This window comes from Paracraurococcus lichenis (genome assembly GCF_030657435.1).
In the GTDB taxonomy this organism is placed as follows: domain Bacteria; phylum Pseudomonadota; class Alphaproteobacteria; order Acetobacterales; family Acetobacteraceae; genus Paracraurococcus; species Paracraurococcus lichenis.
The window spans coordinates 1-21848 of the sequence record NZ_JAUTWS010000041.1 but is presented as its reverse complement, the minus strand read 5'-3'; the positions used below and the strand labels follow the sequence as shown (position 1 = coordinate 21848).

Genomic DNA, 21848 nt, shown 5'->3' with positions numbered 1-21848 from the left:
GGCGTCATTTCCCGATGCAGAATTCGCCGAACACAACGTCCAGCACCGCCTCTACGCCCACCCGGCCGGTGATGCGGCCGATGGCGCGCAGCGCCGCCCGCAGCGCCTCGGCCTTCAGCTCCGGCAAGGGGGCGGTGTCGATCTCGGCCAGCCAGCCTGCGGCCTCGGTCAGGGCGGCACGATGCCGGGGACGGGTGAGGGGAGCCTCGGCGGCAAGGCCAGCCCGGGCTGTCGCCTCCTCCGCCAGCCGGGCGCGCAGCGTGGCCAGCCCCTCGCCGGTGCGGGCGGAGACGGCGAGCGGCGCCTCGCCACCGATCGCCGCCGGCGCGGGCGCCAGGTCGGTCTTGTTCGCCAGCACCACTACGCCGGGCCGCACCCAGGCCAGCGTCTCCGCATCCGGCTGCTGGTCGGCGGCGAAGACGGCCAGAACCAGGTCGGCCTCCTCCGCCCGGCGGCGGGCGCGGCGGATGCCCTCCACCTCGATCTCGTCCGCCGCCTCCCGCAGCCCGGCCGTATCGGCCAGCGTCACCGGCACGCCGGCGAGGTCCAGCCGCACCTCCACCACGTCGCGCGTGGTGCCGGCCCGGGCAGAGACGATCGCCGCCTCCCGCCCCGCCAGGGCATTCAGCAGGGAGGATTTCCCCGCATTCGGCGCGCCGATGATGGCGACCAGCAGACCCTCCCGCAGCCGCTCGCCGCGATGAGCATCGGCCAGATGCACCTCGATCTCCGCCCGCAGCGCCGCCGCAGCGGCGGCGACGACGTCGTCCAGGCCCGCGGGCAGGTCCTCGTCCTCGAACTCGATGAAGGCCTCCTGCCGGGCGAGCAGGGCGGTGATCCGCGTCGCCCAGCCGCCATAGAGGCTCGCCAGCGCGCCCTCCGCCTGCCGCAGGGCCTGGCGGCGCTGGGCGGCGGTCTCGGCGGCGATCAGGTCGGCGATGCCCTCGGCCGCGGTCAGGTCCAGCCTGCCGTGGAGGAAGGCGCGGCGGGTGAACTCGCCGGGCTCCGCCGGGCGGGCGCCGGCGGCGACCAGCGCCTCGGCCACGCCGGCGATGACGGCCGGGCCGCCATGCAGGTGGAGTTCGGCACTGTCCTCGCCGGTGTAGCTGGCCGGGCCGGGGAACCAGAGGACCAGGGCGCGGTCCAGCACCTCGGCGGTCCGCGGGTCACGCAGGCGGCGGAGCGAGGCGTGGCGCGGGGCGGGGAGGGCACCCGCCAGGGCCGCGACGGCGGCGGCGGTGCCGGGGCCGGAGAGGCGCAGCACCGCGACCGCGGCGCGGCCGACACCGGTCGCCAGGGCGAAGATCGTGTCGTCGCTCACAGGCGCCATGAAGGGGGCTCTGCCCCCTTCACCCCCGCCAGGGGGCAAGCGCCCCCTGGACCGGCCTGAGTCTGAACCTCGCAAAGACTCAGGGCGAGGTCCGGGGAGAAGCCTTCCTCCCGGCGGGGGCGTGGGGGACAGGGGCACCCCATCGCGCAGTGCGCGATGGGGACCCCCAGAGCCCTCATATCACCCCTTCGGTACAACATCCCTCTCGGTCAGCATCAGCCGCGGCACCCGCCCGCCTTCCTGCAGGTGCGCCTCCAGGATCTCGTCCACATCCGCGGGCGTCTCCGGCCGGTACCAGACCCCCTCCGGATAGATCACCAGGGTTGGCCCGAACTCGCAGCGGTCGAGGCACCCCGCCTGGTTCACCCGCACGCCCTCCAGCCCCAGCTCCTTCGCCCGGGCCTTCATGTAGTCGCGCAGCTTCTCGCTGCCTTTCGCGGCGCAGGAGCCGCGCCTGTGCCCGTCCGGTCGACGGTTGCAGCAGACGAAGACATGGGCGCGGAAATACTGGGGCGGATCGCTCGGCACGGCGGCTCCTTCCGGTCAGCCGACGAGGGTGCCGGCACGTCCCGCCCCATGTAGCGACCCGCCCCCGCCCCGGCCAGGGCCGCCGCATTTACTTGATTTCGCATAGGTTTGCCCCGCTTGACGAAGCCCGGGCGCGGGTGTGCCATCCGCCCCTTCCATGCCCCACATCACCCTCCACACCCCGCTCGGCGAGCTGACCGTGTTCGAAGACGACGGCGCCATCGTCGCCCTCGACTGGGGCCGCGGCGCCGGCGCGGACGACGCCGCGCCGACGCCGCTGCTGCGCGAGGCCGCGGCACAGCTCCAGGACTACTTCGATGGCCAGCGCACCGGCTTCGACCTGCCGCTGAACCCACAGGGCAGCGAGTTCCGCCGCAAGGTCTGGGACGCGCTCCGCCGCATCCCGCCCGGGGAGACGCGCAGCTACCTCGACATCGCGCGCGAGATCGGCTGCCGCTCACCCCGCGCCATCGGCCAGGCCAATGGCGACAACCCCATCCCGATCATCATCCCCTGCCACCGCGTGGTGGCGGCGGACGGCTCGCTCGGCGGCTATTCCGGCGGCGAAGGCGCGGCTACCAAGCGTTACCTGCTCGCCCTCGAGGCCCGGGCCCGCACCGGCGCCCCGACCGGCGAACTCCCACTCTCTTCCCCGCCGCCCGGCGGCCAACACCAGGAAAGCTCCCGATGATCCACGCCATCCGCGTCCACGAGCACGGCGGCCCCGAGAAGCTCACCTGGGACGAGTTGCCGAAGCCGAACCCGAAGCCGGGCGAGGTCCTCATCCGGCAGCATGCGGTCGGGCTGAACTACATCGACGTCTATTTCCGCACCGGCCTCTACAAGGCCCCCTCCATGCCCGTGACGATCGGCATGGAGGGTGCGGGCGTGGTGGAGGCGGTCGGCGAGGCCGTCACGGACTTCAGGCCCGGCGACCGCGTCGCCTATGCCGGGGCGCTCGGCGCCTATGCCGAATACCGCTGCGCCCCGGCCGAGAAGCTGGTGAAGATTCCCGACGGCATCGACTTCACCCAGGCCGCGGCCATGATGCTGCAGGGCATGACCGCGCAGTTCCTGGTCAAGCGCACCTATCCGGTGAAACGGGGCGACACCATCCTGGTGCATGCCGCAGCCGGCGGTGTCGGCAGCATCCTGGTGCAATGGGCGAAGCATCTCGGCGCGACGGTCATCGGCGTGGTCTCGACGCCGGAGAAGGCCGACCTCGTCAAGGGGCTCGGCGCCGACCATGCCCTGCTGACCAGCGAGGCCATCCCCGCCCGCGTCAAGGAGATCACCGGCGGCGCCATGCTGCCCGTGGTCTATGACAGCGTCGGCAAGGACACCTTCCTCACCTCCCTCGACTGCCTCCGGCCCTTCGGGCTGATGATCAGCTACGGCAATGCCTCCGGCCCCGTCACCACCGATCTCGGCGTGCTGGCCGCCAAGGGATCGCTCTACGTCACCCGCCCGACGCTCAACACCTATACCGCGAAGCGGGAGGACCTCGTCGCCACCGCGAACGACCTGTTCGGGGTGGTGAAGTCCGGCGCGGTGAAGATCGCGGTGAACCAGACCTTCCCGCTGAAGGACGCGGCCGAGGCGCATCGCGCGCTGGAATCGCGCCGGACCACCGGCAGCACGGTGCTGATCCCGTAAGATGTGACCGGCGGCGGGCCGGCCGGAAGGCCGCCCGACCGGCTACACCCGCCACATGGACAGGCTGCAGCAACTCCAGGTCTTCCGGCGCGTGGTGGAGACCGGGAACATCACCCGTGCCGCCCGCGACCTGGCGATGAGCCAGCCCAGCGTCTCCCGCATCATCGGCGAGCTCGAGCAGCGGCTCGGCGTGCCGCTGCTGCTGCGCTCCCCCCGCGGGCTCTCCGCCACCGAGGCCGGCTCCGCCTTCCACCAGGAGGCGGTGCGGATCCTGGATGCGCTGGAGGAGGCGGAGTCGAATGCCCGCGGCCTGCAGGGCGCCCCGACCGGGCTGGTGCGGATCGCCTGCGTCGCCTCCTTCTACAATGCGGTGGTGCTGCCCTGGCTGGCGCCCTTCCTGCAGAGCCATCCCGGCCTCTCGGTCGAGGCCCGGCTCGGCCCGCGCTCGGTGGACCTGATCGAGGAAGGGATGGACCTCGGCATCCGCTTCGGGCCCATCCGCCAGCAATCGCTGATCGCGCGGCGGCTCGGCCGGGTCGATTTCGCCCTCTTCGCCGCCCCCACCTACCTGGCCCGCGCCGGCATGCCGGAGGAGCCGGAGGGGCTGGCGCAGCACGAGTTCTGCGTCCTCCGCGGCGTCCGGCCGAGCGACGTGCTGGTGCTGGAGGGGCCGGACGGCGCCGCCACCTCGGTCGCCATGCATGGCCGCTTCGCCACCGACGACATCGGCGCGGTGCAGGTGGCGGCGGAGGCCGGCCTCGGCCTCGCCCTGCTCGCGCCCTGGAGCGTCATGGGCCAGGTGGCGACGGGGCGGCTGGTGCCGGTGCTGCCGGGCTGGCGGGCGGAGCCGCGGGAGGTGCATGCGGTTTGGCCCGGCGGCCGGGCGCTGCCGCGGCGGGTGCGGGCGGTGCTGGATTTGCTGGTGGAGAAGGCGGCGGCGGAGCCGCGGCTGCGGGCGCGGTAGCACGCCTCGGGGCGGATGGGCCGGGGCGACGCCCCGGCCGGGACGGGGCCGCTGGACCGCTGCCCGCTCAACGCCCCGGCTGCGCTGCCTGCGCCGCCAGCATCGTCGCCTGCGGCGCCCTGCCGCGTGCCGGGGCGGCGGCGGGCGGCCAGCCCTCGAGCGCCGCGGCCAGCGTCTGCGCCTCGGGACCGCCGGGATGCGCGATCGCGGCACGGGCGAGCAGCCGCCGCGCGGCATCGGCGTCGAGCGGCCGCAGCGCCGCGGCGAGGTCCAGCACCAGGGCCGGCTCCTGGCCGGCCAGCAGCGCCGCCCGCTCGAAGGCCTCCGTCGCGCCGCGCCGGTCCCGCCGCAGCAGGCAGAGCCTGCCGAGCCCGACCTGCGGAGCGAGGTAGAGCGGCATGAGCCGGCTGGCCCGGCGATAGGCCTCGGCCGCCTCCTCATCCGCCGGATCGAGCTTGGCGATGGCATTGCCCAGCCCATTCCAGGCGAAGGCATTGTCCGGCCGGCGGGCGAGGCTGCGGCGGAAATCCCACTCGGCTTGGCGGTAATAGTCCCGCGCCGCCCCGGCCGCACCGGCATCGCGCTCCGCCTGCCGGGCATCGCCCAGCTCCTGCCAGGCATTGCCGCGGTGGTAGTGGGCGGTGGCGGCGTCGCCGGGCGAGAGGGCGATGGCCCGGCCGTAGTGCTCGATCGCCGCCGCGCGGTCGTGGTGCTCGTGGAACCAGATGCCCTGGAGATAGGCGGCCTGGGCCAGCGCCGCCGGCTCGGCCGGCAGGCCCGCCGTCCCGCGCGCGGCCGCCTGCAGCAGGGCGAGCACGGGGCGCCGCTTCCCCTCCGTATCCGGCTGCGGGTCGAGGCACTCCTCCTTCACGCCCCGCACCTCCCGGCAGGCGGCATAGGCATGGGCGGCGTAGATGACCGGCTGCGTCTCCCGCAGCAATTGGGCGACCGCAGCCGTGATGGCGCGGTCGAGCCCCGCCGGATCGGCCCGGCCGGTGCCCCTGCCGCTGGCGACCCGGGCGCCGAGCGGCTGCCAGAGCGTCAGCGTGATGCCCTCGGCCCCGGCCTGCAGCTCCCCGCTCACGCTGCGCGCGGGGTCCTTCAGCACGGCGTCCAGGACCTGGCCGACGAGGCGGAGGGAGAGCCCGGTCTCGGGGATGGAGACCTCCGGCAGGTCCTGGATGCCGGCCGCGGCGGTCAGGCTGCCGAGCTCGTTGCCGGCGGCGAGGACCCGGTTGATCTCGGCCGCGACGCGGGCGGCAAGGCGCTGCGGGTCGAGGACCGAGGCCTTCTCGCCCTGCACCGCGATGGGCTGCACTTCGAGCACCCGGCCCTGCAGTTCCTTCGCCGCGCGGGCGCCGAGCATGGCGAAGAGCGTCGCGGCGAGGCAGAGGCCGAGCAGCGCGGCGCTCAGCGTCACGAGGTTGGTGGCGCGCTTGGCGAGGCCTTCCATCGCAGTCTCCTCCCGCCCCGGGGGCGGCGACATCCTGTCGTGGCGAAGGATGCGACGGCACGGACCGCCGGACTGTGGCGCAGTTCACGCCCGGCGCCCGGACCAGGTGCAACCGTGCGGCGGCGCGGGGCTGCCCTGGAGCGCGCTCCCGGGCCGCAGGCTCAGCCCGCGGCCGCCCTGACGTAGTAGCGGTAGCGATAGGCCTCCCGCAGGCCGAGGCTCTCCTGCAGGCCACGCGAGGCGGCATTGCCCTCCGCCACCTGGGCATAGAGCACCTGCGCCCCGAGGCCCTGCGCCCAATGCGCCGCGGCGCGGATCAGCCGGGCACCGAGGCCGCGGCGGCGGAATTCCGGCCGCGTCGCCAGGTCGAAGATGCCGCAATGCGCGCCGTCCGCGACGGCGAAGAGGCAGGCGGCGTCCACGCCGTCCTCGCGCAACACCAGCCAGGCGCCCGGGGCGGCGAGCAATTCCGGGTTGCGCAGCTTCTCGGCGCGGCGGGCGGGGGTCTGGTATTCGGCGGTGGCGATCAATGCCGTCCAGGCCTCGCCCGGCCCGCCCTCGTCCCGCACGGCGGCATCGGCGCGGGCGACGGGCGCGGCGGGGCCGGCGAAGACGATGCTGTCCTCCTTGTCGATGGCATGGCCCGCGGCGAGCAGCGCCTCGGCGAGGCCGGGCGGGTCGAGCGGCGTCGAGCGGAAGCGGCTGGGCAGGCCGAGGCGATGATAGGTCGCGGCGATCCGGCCGATGCGGGCGGCAAGCGCCGGATCGGGCGAGGGGTCGAGCGAGCAGCAGGCATTGGCCCGGCCGGTGCCGCCGAGATAGGCCTTCAGGACGAAGGGCCCATCCCAGGCATGGCGGAGCGCGGGCAGGGCGGTGAGGCAGGCGCGTTCGAGCGCGGCGATGTCGTGCATGGCGCGGCCAGGATGCCGCGCGCCGCGAGGCCGGTCACCCCGCCGGCGGGGCAAACCGGATGGAAACCCGCGCCGTGCTTGAAGCGAGGGCGGAGGGGAGCGGCAGGATGGACGGCAGCCCGCGCATCGCCACGACCTATGAGGTGCTGCTCTTCGCCGATATGGGCACGCGGCTCGGCATCGAGCGGCGCTGGCTGATCGCGGGCAGCCATGCCTCGCGCCGCGGCGCCACGGCGCAGTACGAGGAGCTGAACCGCGAATTCCCGCATCCCAGGGTCAAGCTGCTGCTGGTCGCCGCGGTGCATGACGCGGCGACGGGGCTGTTCCGCGACCGCGTGCTGGAGAGCCGCGGCGCGGCGCCCCTGATCCAGCGCAAGCAGATGCAGCGGCTGGGCGCGGGGGAACGGGCGAAGCTGGCCGCGGCGCTCGGCCCGCCGCCAGCCGCGCGCAGCATCCGACCGCCAACCCCGCCGCCGCGGCGTGCCGGGCTCGGCGTCGGCACCTGGGTCCTCGGGCTGGCGCTGCTGGCCGGTTTCGGCGCGGCGGTGCTGCTGCGTTAGTCCTGCAGCAGGGTTTCCGCATCGCAGCGTGTCCTTGCGGGAGGCATGGCATGGCTGCGGGGTTGCCGGCGCTGGATCGGACCCGGGATCCCGAAGGGCCGGCGATGCGGCTTGCGGCAGGGCTCGGCCGGTCGGAGCCGCGCCGCGCGGCCTTGGCCTGTCTGCGGGGCCTGCTGTCGCCGCTGGAGCGCAGGACGGTCTGCCCCAGGCTGGGGCGGGTTCCGTCCGTCACTCCGCGGGGATTTCCGCCGGTCGGCAGCGCATGCCCAACCGCGGTGAGTGCGGCCGGTTGTCCCGCCCGACCATCGAGGCGCCCATACCCCATGGCCCCCTCCCGGCCTCTGGGGCCATGGCCGCGAATACGCCCGACCATTCCCCGCTCGGGTCAGCCCACCGGGACCAGGGTCAGCAGAGCGATGCCGTAGATGACGCCGCAGACCAGGAAGGTGATGATGGTATGGCCCATGACGCGCTGCACGCCGATGCCGGCGATGGCGACGACCGGCAGCACCCAGAAGGGCTGCACCATGTTGGCGACCTGCTCGCCCATGGCCACCGCCATCGCCGAGGCAGGCACCGAGGCGTGCAGTTCGACGGCGGCGGGCACGGTGAAGGGGCCCTGCACCACCCAATGGCCACCGCCGCTCGGCACAAACAGTGTGATCACGAGGGAGGCGATGTAGCTCCAGAAGGGGAAGGTCTTCGCCGTCGCGAAGGTCATGAATCCCTCCGAGATCCGCTCGGCGAGGCCGGTCGCCGTCATCATGCCCATGATGCCGCCATAGATCGGATATTGCAGCATCATGCTGCCGGTGAGCCCCGCCGCCCGCTTCACCGCGCCGACATAGGCCATGGGCCGGCCATGCAGCGCCAGGCCGGCCAGCAGCAGGATGAAGATCACCGCGTTGATGTCGAAGGAAAGCTGCCCGAGCACGGCCGCCGTGCCGAGGGCCGCGACGCCTGCCGCGACAAAGACCGCGGTCGCGACGGGCGAGTGCTCGACGCGGCGGGCAAAGCCCGCCTGCCGGCCGGTGGCGGGCTCCGGTGCCTCGTCGGGGCCGAGCCGGCCGGCCTCGACGATGACGGCATCGGCCTCCGACGGCCGGGTCGCCATGAGCACGAAGGGCATGATGACGACGATCAGCACGGTCGGCACGAGGTTGTAGGTGGTGAAGACCGTCTCGCCGAGAGGCGTGAGCCGGCCTGTCAGCTTCTCGATGACGTTCAGCGCATTGCCGTGGCTGGCCTGGGTCAGGGCGATGGAACTCGACAGGCCGCTCGCCCAGATCACCCAGCCGGAATATCCCGCGGCGACGAGCCAGGCGAAGTCGACCCGCACCCGGCGGGCGACCTCCTTGGCCAGCAGCACGCCGATGATCAGGCCGAAGCCCCAGTTGAGCCAGGAGGCGAGAGCGGCGGCGAGGAAGCTGAGCGCGACGGCGCGGCTCGGCGTGGTGGCCAGCGAGACCAGCCGCCGCAACCCGGCCTGCACCGCCGGCGCGCTGGCCAGGGAATGGCCGGTGACCAGCACCAGGATCATCTGGAAGGCGAAGCCTGCGATGCTGAAAATGCCGCCGTACCAGGAGGTGAGGATGACCGGCAGCGAGCCCTTGGGCGCCAGCAGCGCGGCCAGGCCAGCGGTCAGCACCGACAGCGCGATTGCCAGGATGAAGGGGTCGGGCATGACGCGCTCGAACAGGTAGACGAAAAAGGCGACCAGCTTCTGCAACGGCGAGCGGGCAGCGATGCGGGCCTCGATCGCGGGGGCTTGCGGCACGGGACGCTCCTTATCCGTAACGGGAATTGCTTGGGACGGGCCTGCGGAGGCGAAGCGTCGATGGCGGCATCGCGGGCCCGCTGGCGTGGCCTGTCCTGCCGCCGAGCGGTCGGGGATGCTGCCGGGCCGTCTCCTCCAGGGGCAGGGACGCGGCTGCGGGCGGCGCGTTCCCGGCGAGAGCAGGATCCCGAGGCGGTGGGCGAGACCTCGAGCGCGCACCGGCAGGTCTCGCGGCGCGCGACGCGCGGGGCGCCGCCTCCTCCTGGGCGGCAGGGCGGGCCCGGCCTCACCCCGGACGCCATCCGCGTGCGGCGCCGCGGCTCGACGCCGCGGCGCCGATGGAGCACGCCTTCGACACGCTGGTCTGACCGCGGCGATGCCGCCGCGGCATCCGCACGATCAGCGCCTGGCATTTCCGCCCCCGGATGGCGGATGCGAGTCTCCGGCCGCCGCGGCCCGCCAGGCAGGGCCGCCAGCACCGGAGATGGAGCCATGACCGACAGCACCGACACCGACTCCACGCGCCGCCGCATGGTCGCCGCCGCGCTCGGCCTCGGCGGCACCCTCGTCGCGCTCTCCGCCGCGCAGGCGGCCGAGTGCCCGGCGGACCGCGGCACGAATGCCGAGGGGATCGAGGGACCGAAGGAGGGCAAGGGCGTGACCGACGCGGTCCTGACGACGCTCGACCTCGGCGCCGAGAAGGTGCGGCTGCGGGGCTACCAGCTCCGCCTGCGTCGCCTGGTGGTGCAGCCCGGCGGCGAGGTGCCGGTGCACAGCCACGCCAGCCGCCCGGCGCTGATCTACATCGCCGAGGGCGAGATGACGGAGTTCAAGAACATCTGCGCCGTGCCGATCCTGCACCGCGCCGGCGAGGCGACGCCCGAGGACCATCGCGTCGTGCACTGGTGGCGCAACACCGGCCGCGTGCCGGCGGTGATCCTCTCGGCCGATGTCTTCGGCACCGGCGAGGACCCGCACATGATGTGACCCCGGTGGTGCGACCCCGGTGATGTGACCCTCGCCCCGGGGCGGATACCTCTCCCGCCCCGCGCCCCGCGGAGCCCGCCGCCATGTCCGACCTCGTCCTCGCCGCGCCCCTGCCGCGCGCCGCGTTCCGGCGCCACGCGATCATCGCCGCCATGGCCTTCCTGACCCTCGTCGACCTCTTCGCCGCCCAGGCGATCCTGCCCTCGCTCGCCCGGCACTACGCGGTGAGCCCGGCGGCGATGGGGACGGCGGTGAATGCCAGCACCATCGGCATGGCGGCCGCCTGCCTCGCGGTCGCCTTCCTCGGCCACCGCATCGACCGGCGGCGCGGCATCGTGCTCGGCCTGCTGCTGCTGGCGGTCCCGACCTCGCTGCTCGCCCTGGCGCCGGACCTGGCGAGCTTCGCCGCGCTGCGCGTCGTCCAGGGCCTCTGCATGGCGACCGCCTTCACCCTGACGCTCGCGCATCTCGGCGAGCGCTGCGGCGCCGCCGAGGCGGCGGGCGCCTTCGCGGCCTATGTCACCGGCAACGTCGCCAGCAACCTGATCGGCCGACTGGTCTCGGCGGGCCTCGCCGACCATCTCGGCCTCGCCGCCAATTTCCTCGGCTTCGCCGCGCTGAACCTGGCCGGGGCGGCGCTCGCGGCGGCCTGCATCGGCCCGGGCGAGGGGGCGATGCCCGCCATGTCCGGCGCCTGGCGCGGGCATCTGCGCGATCCCGTGCTGCGGCGCTGCTTCGCCATCGGCTTCTGCATCCTCTTCGCCTTCATCGGCGGCTTCACCTACGCGAATTTCCTGCTGGCGCGACCGCCCTTCGCGCTCTCGCCCATGCAGATCGGCTTCGCCTGCCTCGTCTTCCTGCCCTCGATCGCGACGACGCCGCTCGCCGGCGCGGCCGTGGCCCGGCTGGGGGCCCCCGCAGTGCTGCTCGGCGGGCTCGGCCTGGCCGCGCTGGCGCTGCCGCTGCTGCTCGCCTCCTCGCTGGCCGCGGTCCTCCTCGGGCTCACGTTGCTCGCCATCGGCACCTTCCTCGCGCAGGCGACGGCGACGGGCCTCGTCGGGCGCGCCGCGCAGGGCGACCGCGCGGCGGCGAGCGGCATCTACCTCGCCAGCTACTTCGCCGGCGGGATCGCGGGCAGCGCGCTGCTCGGCCTCGCCTTCGAGGCCTTCGGCTGGCCCGGCTGCGTCGCGGGAATCGGCGCGGCGCTGCTGCTGGCCGGCCTCGCCGGCCTCGGGCTCCGGCCGCGCGGCTGACCGCGGCTGCGTGCGCGGCGGGCGGGGCAGCGCCGGCCTGCCTCTCCGGCAGGCAGGCGGCGCCGCGCCGCGCCATCCCGCCGCCGCGGCGCCCCTTGTGCCGCGGAGGGCGGGCGGCTTCACTCCCGGCAGGAGACCAAGACCGGGGGACCCGCCCATGCGCCTGCGCGCCGCGCTGCTCGCTGCCCTTCTGCTGTCCCCGCTGGCCGCCGCGCCGCCCGCCGCGGCGCAGCAGCGCCCGCTGGTCTGGGGCGACACCCTGCCGGCGACGCTCGACCCGCACGCGGTCTTCGACGTGCCGAGCCAGTTCATACTGCTCAACGTCTATGACGGGCTCTACCGCTACCAGGGCAACCCGCCGCAGCTCGTCCCCTGGCTGGCCGAGACGCACACCACCAGCGCGGATGGGCTGACCTGGCAGTTCACCCTGCGCGAGGGGATCCGCTTCCAGGACGGCAGCCCGATGACGGCCGAGGACGTGGCCTGGTCCTTCCGCCGCCTGCTGGCGATGAACCGCGCCCCGGCCGCCGCCTTCACGCCGGTGCTGAAGGCGGAGAACGTCACGGCGGTGGATGCGCGCACCGTGCGCTTCGTGCTCTCCCAGCCCTATGCGCCCTTCCTCTCCGCCATGCCGCTGGTCGCCATCGTCAACCCGCGCGTGCTGCAGGCGAACGAGAAGAACGGCGACTGGGGCGCGGAATGGCTGGCGGCGAATGCCGCGGGCTCCGGCGCCTACCGCATCGACCCCGCCACCTACCGGCCGCGCACCTCGCTCGACCTCGAGCGCAACCCGGCGCATTTCCGGGGATGGTCCGAGAACCCGAAGCCGGTCGACCTGGTCCGCTCCCGGCCGGTGATGGAGACCAGCACCCGCGTGCTCGCCCTGCTGCGCGGCGAGATCGACGCGACCGACAGCTACCTGCCGACCGACCAGGTGGAGCGCGTCGAGAAGAACGCCCGCACCCGCGTGGCGAAGGATGAGAGCATGCGCGTCTTCATCCTGCGCATGAACAACCGGAAGCCGCCCTTCGACAACCACGACGCCCGGCTCTGCTTCGCCCATGCCTTCAACTACCCGGGCTTCAACGAGATCATCCTGAAGGGGCTGGTGGTCCGCAATGCCGGGCCGAACCCGAACAACCTCTGGGGCAACCCCGAGGACCTCGCGCCCTATGCCTACGACCTGGCGAAGGCGAAGGCGCATTGCGACCGGGCGCGGGCCGCGGGCGCGCCGCTCGGCCGCGAGATCGAGGTGCACATCCAGTCGGAGCTGGAGCAGACCGTCCAGGCCGCGCAGATGTTCCAGGCCGACCTGAAGCGCGTCGGCGTGACCCTGAAGATCGTGCCGGACACCTGGGCCGGCATCACCGGCGCCACGGGGCGGCCGGAGACCACGCCCGACATGTGGGTCCACTGGGTCAGCGCCTACTTCATCGACCCGGAGAACTGGATCGGCCAGATGTACGACAGCCGCTTCCACGGCACCTGGAAGGCCAGTAGCTGGTATTCGAATCCGCAGGTGGATGCGCTGCTGGCCAGGGCCCGCACCAGCCTCGACCAGGCCGAGCGCGCGCGGCTCTACGCCGAGGCGACGAAGCTCGTCGTCGCCGACAGCCCGGACATCTGGGTCTACAACACCGTCAACCTGCGCGGCCTCTCGAAGCGGGTGCAGGGCTACAGCTTCTCGCCGGTCGGCTCGGGCGGCGAGCTCCGCACCCTGTCGCTGGCCGACTGATCGGGGCGTGGCCCGCTACCTCCTCCGGCGCCTGCTGCTGGCGCTGCCGGCGCTGTTCGGCCTGGTGCTGCTGACCTTCGTGCTGGCGCGCGTCGTCCCGGCCGATCCGGCGGCGACGCTGGCGGGCGATGCCGCGACCCCGGCGCAGCTCGCCGAGATCCGCGCCCGCTACGGGCTGGACCAGCCGCTCTGGCGGCAGGCCGTCACGCATGTCCGGCAGGTGCTGACGGGGGATCTCGGCAGCTCCATCTTCTCCGGCCGGCCGGTGGCGGAGGAGATCCGCTTCCGCCTGCCCGCGACGCTGGAGCTGACCTTCGCCGCGCTGCTGCTCTCGACCCTGCTCGGCGTGCCGCTCGGCCTGCTGGCGGCGCTGGACCACAACGGGCCGGTCGATCACCTCGTGCGGCTGCTCTCGGTCGGCGGTCTCGCCATCGCCTCCTTCTGGCTGGCGATCATGCTGCAGCTCGTCTTCGCCATGGACCTCGACATCCTGCCGCTGCGCGGCCGGATCGACGTCGCGCTCGGCCCGCCGCCCGAGACCACCGGCTTCTTCCTGGTCGACAGCCTGCTGGCCGGCCGGCCCGACCTCTTCGCCGACGCGCTGCGCCACCTCGCCCTGCCCGCCGTCACGCTCTGCCTGCCCGGCCTCGCCAGCATCGCGCGCTTCACCCGGTCCGGCGTGCTGGAGACGCTGCAGAAGGACTTCGTGCTCTATGCCCGCGCCGCCGGCTACGGGCGGGTGCGGCTGGCGGCCGTCTACGTCCTCCGCAACGCCGTCACCGTCACGGTGACGCAGATCGGCCTGCTCTTCGGCGCGCTGATCTCGGGCGCCGTGGCGGTGGAGGCGATCTTCGACTGGCCGGGCCTCGGCACCTACGCCGTGCAGGCCATCCTCTCCGCCGACTACAAGGCGCTGCTCGCCGTGACGCTGGTGGTCGGCGTGGTCTATGCCGTGGTCAATGTGCTGGTGGACCTGCTGCAGGCCCTGATCGACCCCCGCATCGCGGAGGAGGGTCGGTGAGGGCGCTCCGCCTGCTGCTGCGCGACCCGGTCGCCGCCCTCGGCCTCGCCCTGGTGCTCCTCGCCCTGCTCGTCGCGGTCCTCGCCCCCTGGATCGCCCCCTATCCCGAGGACGCCTTCGAGAGCCACCTGCTGCAGCGCCTGCGCCCGCCCTCGGCCGAGTTCCCCTTCGGCACGGACAATCTCGGGCGCGACATCCTCTCCCGCGTCATCCTCGGCACCCAGGGGGCGCTCGTCGTCGCCGTCTCGGTCGTCGCCGGCTCCATGCTGATCGGCGTGCCGATCGGCCTCTGGGCCGGCTGGCGCGAGGGCTGGGCGTCGGAGGCGCTGATGCGGATCACCGACATCTTCCTCGCCGTGCCGCAGCTCATCCTGGCGCTCGCCCTCGGCCAGCTCATGGCGCCCGGGCTCGGCACCGCCATGGCGGCGCTGGCCCTGACCTACTGGCCCTTCTTCGCCCGCACCGTGCATGCCGAGACGCGGCGTCTGCGCGGCGCGCTCTTCGTCGATGCGCTGGCCGGCCTCGGCGCCTCCACCCCGCGCATCCTGCTGCTGCACGTCCTGCCCAACGCGGCGCCGGCCATCCTGGTGCGCGCCACCATCGGCATGGGCTTCACCATCCTGACCGCCGCCATCCTCGGCTTCCTCGGGGTCGGCGCGGCGCCGCCCTCGCCGGACTGGGGCCTCGCCGTCAGCGAGGCGCGGCAGCACCTGCCGGAGGCCTGGTGGTTCCCGACCTTCCCCGGCCTCGCCATCCTGCTGCTGGTGCTGGGCTTCAACCTGCTGGGCGACGGGCTGCGCGACATCGCCGATCCGCGCCTGCGGCGGAGCCGGCGGTGAGGCCCGTCCTCTCGGTCGAGGGGCTCTCGGTCCGCATCCGCACCGAGGGCGGCACCGCCCGCATCCTCGAGGATGTCTCGCTCGCCGTGCCGCGCGGCGGCACCCTCGGCGTCGTCGGGGAGAGCGGCTGCGGCAAGTCCACGCTGCTGCGCGCCATCCTCGGCATCCTGCCGCGCGGCGCCGAGCTGCCCCAGGGCGCCATCCTCTTCGAGGACCGGGACATCCTGACGGACCGCGCCGCCTCCGCCCGCGGGCGGATCGGCTTCGTGCCGCAGGACCCCTATCTCTCGCTCAACCCCGTCTTCCGCGCCGGCGACCAGATCCTGGAGGCGATGCGGCGCCATGCCCCGGGCAGGCGCCGCGACCACCGATCGAGGCTGGTCGAGCTCTTCCGCGCCGTGCAGCTTCCGGACCCCGAGGCGGCGCTCGCGAAGTACCCGCACCAATTCTCGGGCGGCCAGCGCCAACGGCTGCTGATCGCGGCCGCGCTGGCCTGCGACCCCGCCCTGGTGGTCGCGGACGAGCCGACCACGGCGCTCGACGTCACGACGCAGCGGGAGATCCTCGCCCTGCTGCGGCGCCTGGTCGCGGAGCGCGGCCTGTCGCTGCTCTTCGTCACCCATGACTTCGGCGTGCTGGCTGCGGTCTGCGACAGCACCGCCGTGCTCTATGCCGGGCAGGTGGCGGAGGCCGGGCCGACGCGCGCGGTGCTGGACGCGCCGCGCCACCCCTATACGCGCATGCTGCTGGCCTGCCACCCGGACCGCGCCGCGGAGCTCCTCGGCATCCCCGGCACGGTGCCGGCCGCGACGGCGCAGCCGCCGGGCTGCCGCTTCCACCCGCGCTGCCCGCTCGCCCGCGCCGCCTGCGCCGAGGCGCCGCCGCCGCTGCTGCCGGCCGGTCCCGGCCATGCCGTCGCCTGCCCCTTCCACGAGGAGGCGCTGCCGGAGGCCGAGCTTGCCTGAGATCCTCGGCGCGAGCCGCCTCACCGTCGAGCTCGGCGCCCGGCGCGGGCTGCTGCGGCACTGGCCGGGCGTGCGGGCGGTGGACGGCGTCGACCTCTCCGTCGCGGCGGGCGAGAGCTTCGGCATCGTCGGCGAGAGCGGCTGCGGCAAGACGACCCTGGCCCGCACGCTGCTCGGCCTGCAGCGCGAGGCGGCGGGCGAGGTCCGGCTGGAAGGCCGCGTGGTCTCCGGCCGCACCCCGGCCGAGGCACGGCGCGACCGCGCCGCCATCCAGTACGTGCACCAGGACCCGGGCGCGGCGCTCGATCCCTGGTGGCGGGTCGGCGCGACCCTCGCCGAGGGCCTCGCCATCCACGGCCTCCGCGACGCGGCGGAGCGGCGGGCGCGGATCGCCGAGACGCTCGCGGCGGTCGGCCTCGACCCCGCCTTCGCCGGGCGCTACCCGCACGAGCTCTCGGGCGGGCAGCAGCGCCGCATCGGCCTCGCCCGCATCCTGCTGCTGCGGCCGCGCGTCGTGATCCTGGACGAGCCGACCGCCGGCCTCGACCTCTCCGTGCAGGCGGCGGTGCTGCGGCTGCTGCAGGAGCTGCGCGGGCGCTTCGGCCTGACCTACCTCTTCATCTCGCACGATCTCTCGGTGGTGCGGCGCGTCTGCGACCGGGTCGCGGTGATGTATCTCGGCCGTGTGGTGGAGCAGGGGACGGCCCGGCAGCTCTTCGAGGCGCCGCGGCATCCCTATACCCGCGCGCTGCTCGCCGCCGCGCCGCACCTCGATGGCCGCGCCGCCGGTCCCTCCCTGCCGGGCGACCCGCCGAGCCTCCGTGCCGTGCCCGCGGGCTGCCGCTTCCATCCGCGCTGCGCCCTGGCCGAGCCGCGCTGCGCCGCGGAGGAGCCCCTCCCCGAGACGGTGGCGCCCGGCCAGGACGTTGCCTGCCACCGCTGGCGCGAGACCGCGCCCGCCCCGCGCCAGCCGAGCATCGAGACCGCATGACCGCCACCTGCGACCCCGTCAGCCTCGAGATCATCCGCGGCGCCGCCCGCGCCGCCCAGGCGGAGATGGAGGCACTGCTCGAGCGCACCGCCATGTCCGCCTTCATCCGCGAGAAGAAGGACTTCTACACCGCCATCTTCGACGCCGCGGGCGCGATGGCCGTCGGCTCCGACCTGCCGATCTTCGGCGACATCGTCGGGCCGGTGCTGCGCCATTACCCGCTGGAGGAGATGCGGCCCGGCGACCTCTACTGGTACAACGACTGCTACGGCAGCCGCGGCGCCGTCTCCCACTCCAACGACCAGGTCTTCCTCGCGCCCGTCTTCCAGGCCGGCCGGCGCGTCGGCTTCGTCATGGGCTGGGCGCATTTCTCCGACATCGGCGGCCTGCGCCCGGGCTCGCTCAGCCCCGACGCGACCGACCACTTCCAGGAGGGCATCATCGTCCCGCCGGTGCGCCTGGTGCGCGACGGCGTGACCAACGAGGACCTGCTCCGCACCTTCTGGCGCAACAGCCGCTTCCCCCTGCAGTCCCAGGGCGACACGCGGGCGCTGATGGCGGCGGTGCGGCTGGGCGAGGCGCGGCTGGCGGAGATCGCCACCCGCTTCGGGCCGGAGGTGCTGGCCGATGCCTTCGCCCAGCTCCTCCGCCGCACCGAGACCCTGGTGCGGAGCAAGCTGCGCGCGGCCTTCCCCGTCGGCACCACGCGCTTCGCCGACGCGATCGACGGCGACGGCCAGGGCCATGGCCCCTTCGTGCTGCGCCTCGCCCTGACCCGGACGGAGGAGGACCGCTTCATCCTCGACGCGACGGAGACGGACGACCAGGCGGCCGGGCCGGTGAACCTTTTGATGCATCCGGACGTGCCGGGCATGGCGCTCGGCCTCTACTTCCTGCAGGGCGAGGCGGGACAGGTGCTGAACGCCGGCGGGCCGCGCGCCATCGACGAGGTGCGGCTGCGCGAGGGCTCGCTGCTCGCCCCGCGCGCGCCGGCGCCGCTCGGCCTGCGCGGGCTGACCATGATGCGCCTGCTCGCCGCCCTGCACGGCCTCGTCGCCGTGGCGCGCGGCGGCGAGGCGCCCGCGGCGCATTCCGCCTATGTCATCCTGGCGCTGCGCGGCGAGCATGCGGGCCGGCGCTTCCTGATGACCGACGGCGTCGCAGTCGGCTACGGCGCGCGGCCCTTCGCCGATGGCGTGGACGCCGTCTACTTCGTCGCGCAGGAGAACTACCCGGCCGAGTTCATGGAGCTGACCTACCCCGTGCGGCTCCGCCGCTACGGCATCCACCGCGACAGCGGCGGCGCCGGCCGCTTCCGCGGCGGCTGCGGCGTGGTGCGGGAGTACGAGGTGATGTGCGAGGCGGCGCAGGTGGCGATCCGCATCGACAGCGTGCGGAACCCGCCCTGGGGCGTCGCGGGCGGGCGCAACGGCGGCAGCGGCCGCGCCGTGGTGAATCCCGGCACGGCGGAGGAGCGCCTGCTGCCGCCGCTCTCGGACGGCACGGTGCTGCGGCGGGGCGATGTGCTGCGCCTCGAGACCGGCGGCGGCGGCGGCTGGGGGCATCCCTTCGACCGGCCGGCGGAGGAGGTGCTGGCGGACGTGCTCGGCGGCTTCGTCGGCGCCGAGGCCGCGGCGCGGGACTATGGCGTGGCGCTCGCCGGCGGGCAGGTGGATGCGGCGCGCACCGCGGCGCTGCGCGCGGAGCGGGGCGGGACGCGGCTCTTCCATCGCGGGGGCTATGCCGATGCCGTCGCCTGAGCCCGGGGTGCGCGATCTGCTCGTCGCCGTCGACATCGGCGGCACCTTCACCGACGTCACCCTGCAGGACGCCGCGACGGGCGAGGCCTGGACGGCCAAGACGCCCTCCACCCCGCGCGATCCCTCCGAGGCCTTCCTCACCGGCGTCGGCCTGGCGCTCGAGGCCGCCTGCCGCGGCGCGGCGGAGATCGCCCGGGTGCTGCACGGCACGACGGTCGCCACCAACCTGATCCTCGAGGGCAAGACGGCGCCGGCCGCGCTGCTGACCACCGAGGGCTTCCGCCACGTGCTGGAGATCGGCCGCGCCGACCTGCCGCGGCGGGACAATCTCTGGGCCTGGCGCAAGCCGCGGCGGCCGGTGCCGCCCGCCCTGGTCTTCGAGGTCCCCGGGCGCATCGCCGCCGACGGCGCCGAACTTGTGCCGCTCGACGAGGCGGCGCTCCGCGCCGCGCTGCGGCAGGCGGTGGCGGCCGGCGCCCGGGCTATCGCCATCTGCTTCCTGCACAGCTTCACCAACCACGCCCATGAGCGGCGCGCGCTGGAGATCCTGCGGGAGGAGGCGCCCGGCCTCGCCGCCACCGCCTCCTCCGAGGTCCTGCCGGTGGTCCGCGAATACGAGCGGAGCATGGCGACGGTGCTGAACGCCGCCGTCATGCCCGCCGTCTCCACCTATGTGGCGCGGCTGGAGCAGCGGCTGGAGGCGGGCGGCATCCGCGCGCCGCTGCTGCTGATGAAGTCGAATGGCGGCGTCGCCGGCGCCGGGGCGATCCGCCGCGCGCCGGTGCAGACGGCGCTCTCCGGCCCCGCAGCCGGCGTGGTCGGCGCGGCGGCGATGGCGGTCGCCGCCGGCATCCCCGACATCATCACCGTCGATATCGGCGGCACCAGCGCCGACATCTGCCTGATCCGCGAGGGGCGCGTCGCGCTGACCCAGTCCGGGCGGGTCGGGCCATGGCCGCTGCCGCTGCCCATGGTGGACATGGTGACCATCGGCGCGGGCGGCGGCTCCCTCGCGCGCGTCGCGGCGGGCGCGCTGACGGTCGGGCCGGAAAGCGCCGGCGCCGATCCCGGCCCCGCCTGCTACGGCCGCGGCGGCGGGCGGCCGACCGTGACCGACGCGCATCTCCTGCTCGGCCACCTGCCGCCGGCGCTGCTCGGGGGGAGCATGGCGCTCGACCCGGCACGGGCGGAGGCGGCGATCCGCGCCCATGTGGCGGAGCCGCTCGGCCTTCCGGTGGAGGCGGCGGCGCGCGGCATCCTCGCCATCGCCGACAGCAACATGGTCGGCGCCATCCGCGTCGTTTCGGTGGAGCGCGGGCACGACCCGCGCGGCTTCGCCCTGGTGCCCTTCGGCGGCGCGGGGCCGCTGCACGGGGCGGCGCTGGCGGATCTGCTGGGCATGACCCGCGTGCTGGTGCCGCCGGCGCCGGGCGTGCTCTGCGCCCAGGGGCTGCTCGCCGCCGACCTCAAGGCGGAGTTCAGCCGCACCGTCGCGGAGCGGCTGGAGCACGCCGATCCCGCGCGCCTGGAGGCCGCCTTCCGCGCCCTGGCCGCGGAGGCCGAGGCCTGGTTCGCCGAGGAGGCGGTGGCGGCGCCGGACCGTGCCACCCGGCGCGTCGCCCTGATGCGCTACGAGGAGCAGGGCTTCGAGCTCGCCATCCCCTGGCCGGAGGCGGGCGACCCGCGCCCAGCCCTCGGGTCCGGCTTCGCCGCGGCGCACCGCGCGCTCTACGGCTTCGACCTGCCGGAGGTGCCGATCGAGATCGTGACCCTGCGGCTGGAGGCGGCGGGCCGGCTGCCCTCCCCCGCGGCGCCGGCGCCGCGCGGCGGGGAGGCCGCGGGGGCCGTGGTCGGCGGGCAGGAGATGCGCCTGCCGCAGGGGCCGGTCCGGGCGCCGATCCTCGACCGCGCGCGGCTCGGCGCCGGCGCCGCCTTCGCGGGGCCGGCGATCCTGGTGCAGCTCGACGCGACGACCTTGGTGCCGCCGGGCTGGCGCGCGCGCGTGCTGCCGACGGGCGCGCTCCTGATGGAGCGGGAGGGCGCCGGCGCCTGAGAGTGCTGCCCGCCATCGGCCGGGACCTCGACGCGGGCGATGCCCGGGCAGCCGCCTCATGGGGCGCCGCGCGGCCGGGGCCGGATCGTGGCTGTCATATCTGGGGCGCCGCCCAGGTCGGAGGAGCTGGCCTGGATGCCCGTGGCGCTCGCCCCCATTCCGGCGACGGCATTGGCCAGTTCCGCTGCGCGGCGGCCGATGACGAAGACCCTGGCGCCCTCGGCCGCGAAGCACCTGGCGGTGGCGAGGCCGATGCCCGTCGAGCCGCCGGTGATGACGGCGATACTTCCTTCAAGCATGCCTGGCATGGCCGTGACTTTCGCGGTGTCGAAAGGCCTGATCGTCGCTGCAGGCTGCGCGCATCGCCGGCCACGGAGGTCCGGGCGGCGGAGCGCGTCGGCCGGATGTCAGCCGAGAAACCCCAGCAGCTCCGCATTCACCCGGTCCTTCAGCGTCGTGCACATGCCGTGCGGCGCGCCGTCGTACACCTTGAGTGCGGCGTTCCTGATGAGCTTCGACGACAGCATCGCCGATGCGGCGATCGGGACGATCCGATCGTCGCTGCCGGCCTGGGAGTCATCGCGAGTGATGTCTTCGGGGCAGGCGGCTCACTGCCGGAGGCGGTCCGCGTCGGTCTCGGCGGACCGGCCTCGCGTTCCACCGTGCGGACAGCACTCGAGTTCGCCGCACATGCCCTGGCCGAATCCCCGGCCCGCGCATCCGGCTTCCTGTGATGCATCTCCTCCACGCCGAACGGCCTCATCCGCTCTCGGCCTGATCGGCCTGGAAGCGGCGCAACTCCTCGACGGCGGCGATATCGAGGAGCGCATCGTCACGTCGCCCAACCCGGAGTGGTGTCCGACGAGTCTCCACCCGAGGCGGCCTCGGCACGGGTGAAGGTGCGGAAGACGGCGTTCCTGGGCGCCGCGACGGTCCGCGCGGCTGCCTTACGCAGCATGGCCTTCAGCCTGGCGAGGGCTTTCGCCGATGAAAGGCCATGGGCCCGTCAAGCCGCGGTCCGGTCGTCATGGCAAGGGCGGCCATCGCGCAGGAAGAACCGCTGCT

20 protein-coding genes are annotated in these 21848 nt (G+C 74.4%); 13 read left to right on the top strand and 7 right to left on the bottom strand.

The features are described from left to right. Positions 1-4 precede the first annotated feature (4 nt). The gene (mnmE, locus tag Q7A36_RS27710; RefSeq protein WP_305107018.1) at positions 5-1330 is read right to left on the bottom strand and encodes a tRNA uridine-5-carboxymethylaminomethyl(34) synthesis GTPase MnmE; all 1326 of its coding nucleotides are present in this window, start codon (positions 1328-1330) and stop codon (positions 5-7) included. A 180-nt stretch (positions 1331-1510) separates the two neighbouring features. Then, on the bottom strand, positions 1511-1858 hold the full coding sequence (locus Q7A36_RS27705; protein ID WP_305107017.1) for a (2Fe-2S) ferredoxin domain-containing protein: 348 nt from the start codon (positions 1856-1858) through the stop codon (positions 1511-1513). A 157-nt stretch (positions 1859-2015) separates the two neighbouring features. Between Q7A36_RS27705 and Q7A36_RS27700 the strand changes: the two genes are divergently transcribed. Genes Q7A36_RS27700 through Q7A36_RS27690 form a run of 3 tightly spaced genes read left to right on the top strand, consistent with a single transcriptional unit; the run spans position 2016 to position 4478 of the window. Further along, a complete protein-coding gene (locus Q7A36_RS27700; RefSeq protein ID WP_305107016.1) occupies positions 2016-2549 on the top strand; it encodes a methylated-DNA--[protein]-cysteine S-methyltransferase in 534 nt (177 codons plus the stop codon). Then, the gene (locus Q7A36_RS27695) at positions 2546-3514 is read left to right on the top strand and encodes a quinone oxidoreductase family protein (protein WP_305107015.1); all 969 of its coding nucleotides are present in this window, start codon (positions 2546-2548) and stop codon (positions 3512-3514) included. Before Q7A36_RS27700 ends, Q7A36_RS27695 begins: the two co-directional genes overlap by 4 nt. A 55-nt stretch (positions 3515-3569) precedes the next feature. Beyond that, positions 3570-4478, top strand: a complete 909-nt coding sequence (locus Q7A36_RS27690) for a LysR family transcriptional regulator (RefSeq protein ID WP_305107014.1) — start codon at positions 3570-3572, stop codon at positions 4476-4478. A 67-nt stretch (positions 4479-4545) separates the two neighbouring features. Here Q7A36_RS27690 and Q7A36_RS27685 read toward each other — a convergent pair whose 3' ends face one another. Both Q7A36_RS27685 and Q7A36_RS27680 read right to left on the bottom strand, forming a co-directional pair. Beyond that, positions 4546-5931, bottom strand: coding sequence for a tetratricopeptide repeat protein (locus Q7A36_RS27685; protein ID WP_305107013.1), 1386 nt, complete (start codon positions 5929-5931; stop codon positions 4546-4548). 161 nt (positions 5932-6092) lie between these two features. Next, complete coding sequence (locus tag Q7A36_RS27680; protein WP_305107012.1) at positions 6093-6842, bottom strand: GNAT family N-acetyltransferase; 750 nt, start codon at positions 6840-6842, stop codon at positions 6093-6095. 107 nt (positions 6843-6949) lie between these two features. On the opposite strand from Q7A36_RS27680, the gene Q7A36_RS27675 reads away from it, so the two are divergent. Then, positions 6950-7402, top strand: coding sequence for a hypothetical protein (locus Q7A36_RS27675; RefSeq protein WP_305107011.1), 453 nt, complete (start codon positions 6950-6952; stop codon positions 7400-7402). 385 nt (positions 7403-7787) lie between these two features. On the opposite strand, the gene Q7A36_RS27670 is transcribed toward Q7A36_RS27675, so the two are convergent. Then, complete coding sequence (locus Q7A36_RS27670) at positions 7788-9179, bottom strand: TIGR00366 family protein (RefSeq protein ID WP_305107010.1); 1392 nt, start codon at positions 9177-9179, stop codon at positions 7788-7790. A 492-nt stretch (positions 9180-9671) separates the two neighbouring features. On the opposite strand from Q7A36_RS27670, the gene Q7A36_RS27665 reads away from it, so the two are divergent. The 9 genes from Q7A36_RS27665 (at position 9672) to Q7A36_RS27625 (ending at position 20783) form a co-directional block, all read left to right on the top strand. After that, on the top strand, positions 9672-10166 hold the full coding sequence (locus Q7A36_RS27665; protein WP_305107009.1) for a cupin domain-containing protein: 495 nt from the start codon (positions 9672-9674) through the stop codon (positions 10164-10166). A gap of 83 nt (positions 10167-10249) precedes the next feature. Further along, entirely contained in the window at positions 10250-11419 is a 1170-nt protein-coding gene (locus tag Q7A36_RS27660; RefSeq protein WP_305107008.1) for an MFS transporter, read from the top strand. 157 nt (positions 11420-11576) lie between these two features. Continuing rightward, on the top strand, positions 11577-13154 hold the full coding sequence (locus Q7A36_RS27655; RefSeq protein WP_305107007.1) for an ABC transporter substrate-binding protein: 1578 nt from the start codon (positions 11577-11579) through the stop codon (positions 13152-13154). A 7-nt stretch (positions 13155-13161) separates the two neighbouring features. Then, positions 13162-14175 (top strand): ABC transporter permease, encoded by a 1014-nt coding sequence (locus tag Q7A36_RS27650; protein ID WP_305107006.1) that lies wholly within the window; start codon positions 13162-13164, stop codon positions 14173-14175. Further along, positions 14172-15014 (top strand): ABC transporter permease, encoded by an 843-nt coding sequence (locus Q7A36_RS27645; RefSeq protein ID WP_305107005.1) that lies wholly within the window; start codon positions 14172-14174, stop codon positions 15012-15014. The genes Q7A36_RS27650 and Q7A36_RS27645 overlap by 4 nt, the downstream gene beginning before the upstream one ends. Next, entirely contained in the window at positions 15011-15979 is a 969-nt protein-coding gene (locus Q7A36_RS27640) for an ABC transporter ATP-binding protein (protein WP_305107004.1), read from the top strand. Before Q7A36_RS27645 ends, Q7A36_RS27640 begins: the two co-directional genes overlap by 4 nt. Next, positions 15972-16970 (top strand): ABC transporter ATP-binding protein, encoded by a 999-nt coding sequence (locus Q7A36_RS27635; protein ID WP_305107003.1) that lies wholly within the window; start codon positions 15972-15974, stop codon positions 16968-16970. Before Q7A36_RS27640 ends, Q7A36_RS27635 begins: the two co-directional genes overlap by 8 nt. Further along, positions 16967-18730: a hydantoinase B/oxoprolinase family protein gene (locus Q7A36_RS27630; protein WP_305107002.1), complete on the top strand. Its 1764-nt coding sequence runs from the start codon at positions 16967-16969 to the stop codon at positions 18728-18730. Before Q7A36_RS27635 ends, Q7A36_RS27630 begins: the two co-directional genes overlap by 4 nt. Positions 18731-18737: 7 nt before the next feature. Beyond that, positions 18738-20783 (top strand): hydantoinase/oxoprolinase family protein, encoded by a 2046-nt coding sequence (locus tag Q7A36_RS27625; RefSeq protein WP_305107001.1) that lies wholly within the window; start codon positions 18738-18740, stop codon positions 20781-20783. Positions 20784-20839: 56 nt separating this feature from the next. Here Q7A36_RS27625 and Q7A36_RS27620 read toward each other — a convergent pair whose 3' ends face one another. Together Q7A36_RS27620 and Q7A36_RS27615 are read right to left on the bottom strand one after the other, a co-directional pair. Beyond that, on the bottom strand, positions 20840-21091 hold the full coding sequence (locus tag Q7A36_RS27620) for an SDR family NAD(P)-dependent oxidoreductase (protein ID WP_305107000.1): 252 nt from the start codon (positions 21089-21091) through the stop codon (positions 20840-20842). Between the two features lie 524 nt (positions 21092-21615). Then, positions 21616-21741, bottom strand: a complete 126-nt coding sequence (locus Q7A36_RS27615) for a hypothetical protein (RefSeq protein ID WP_305106999.1) — start codon at positions 21739-21741, stop codon at positions 21616-21618. Positions 21742-21848 lie beyond the last annotated feature (107 nt).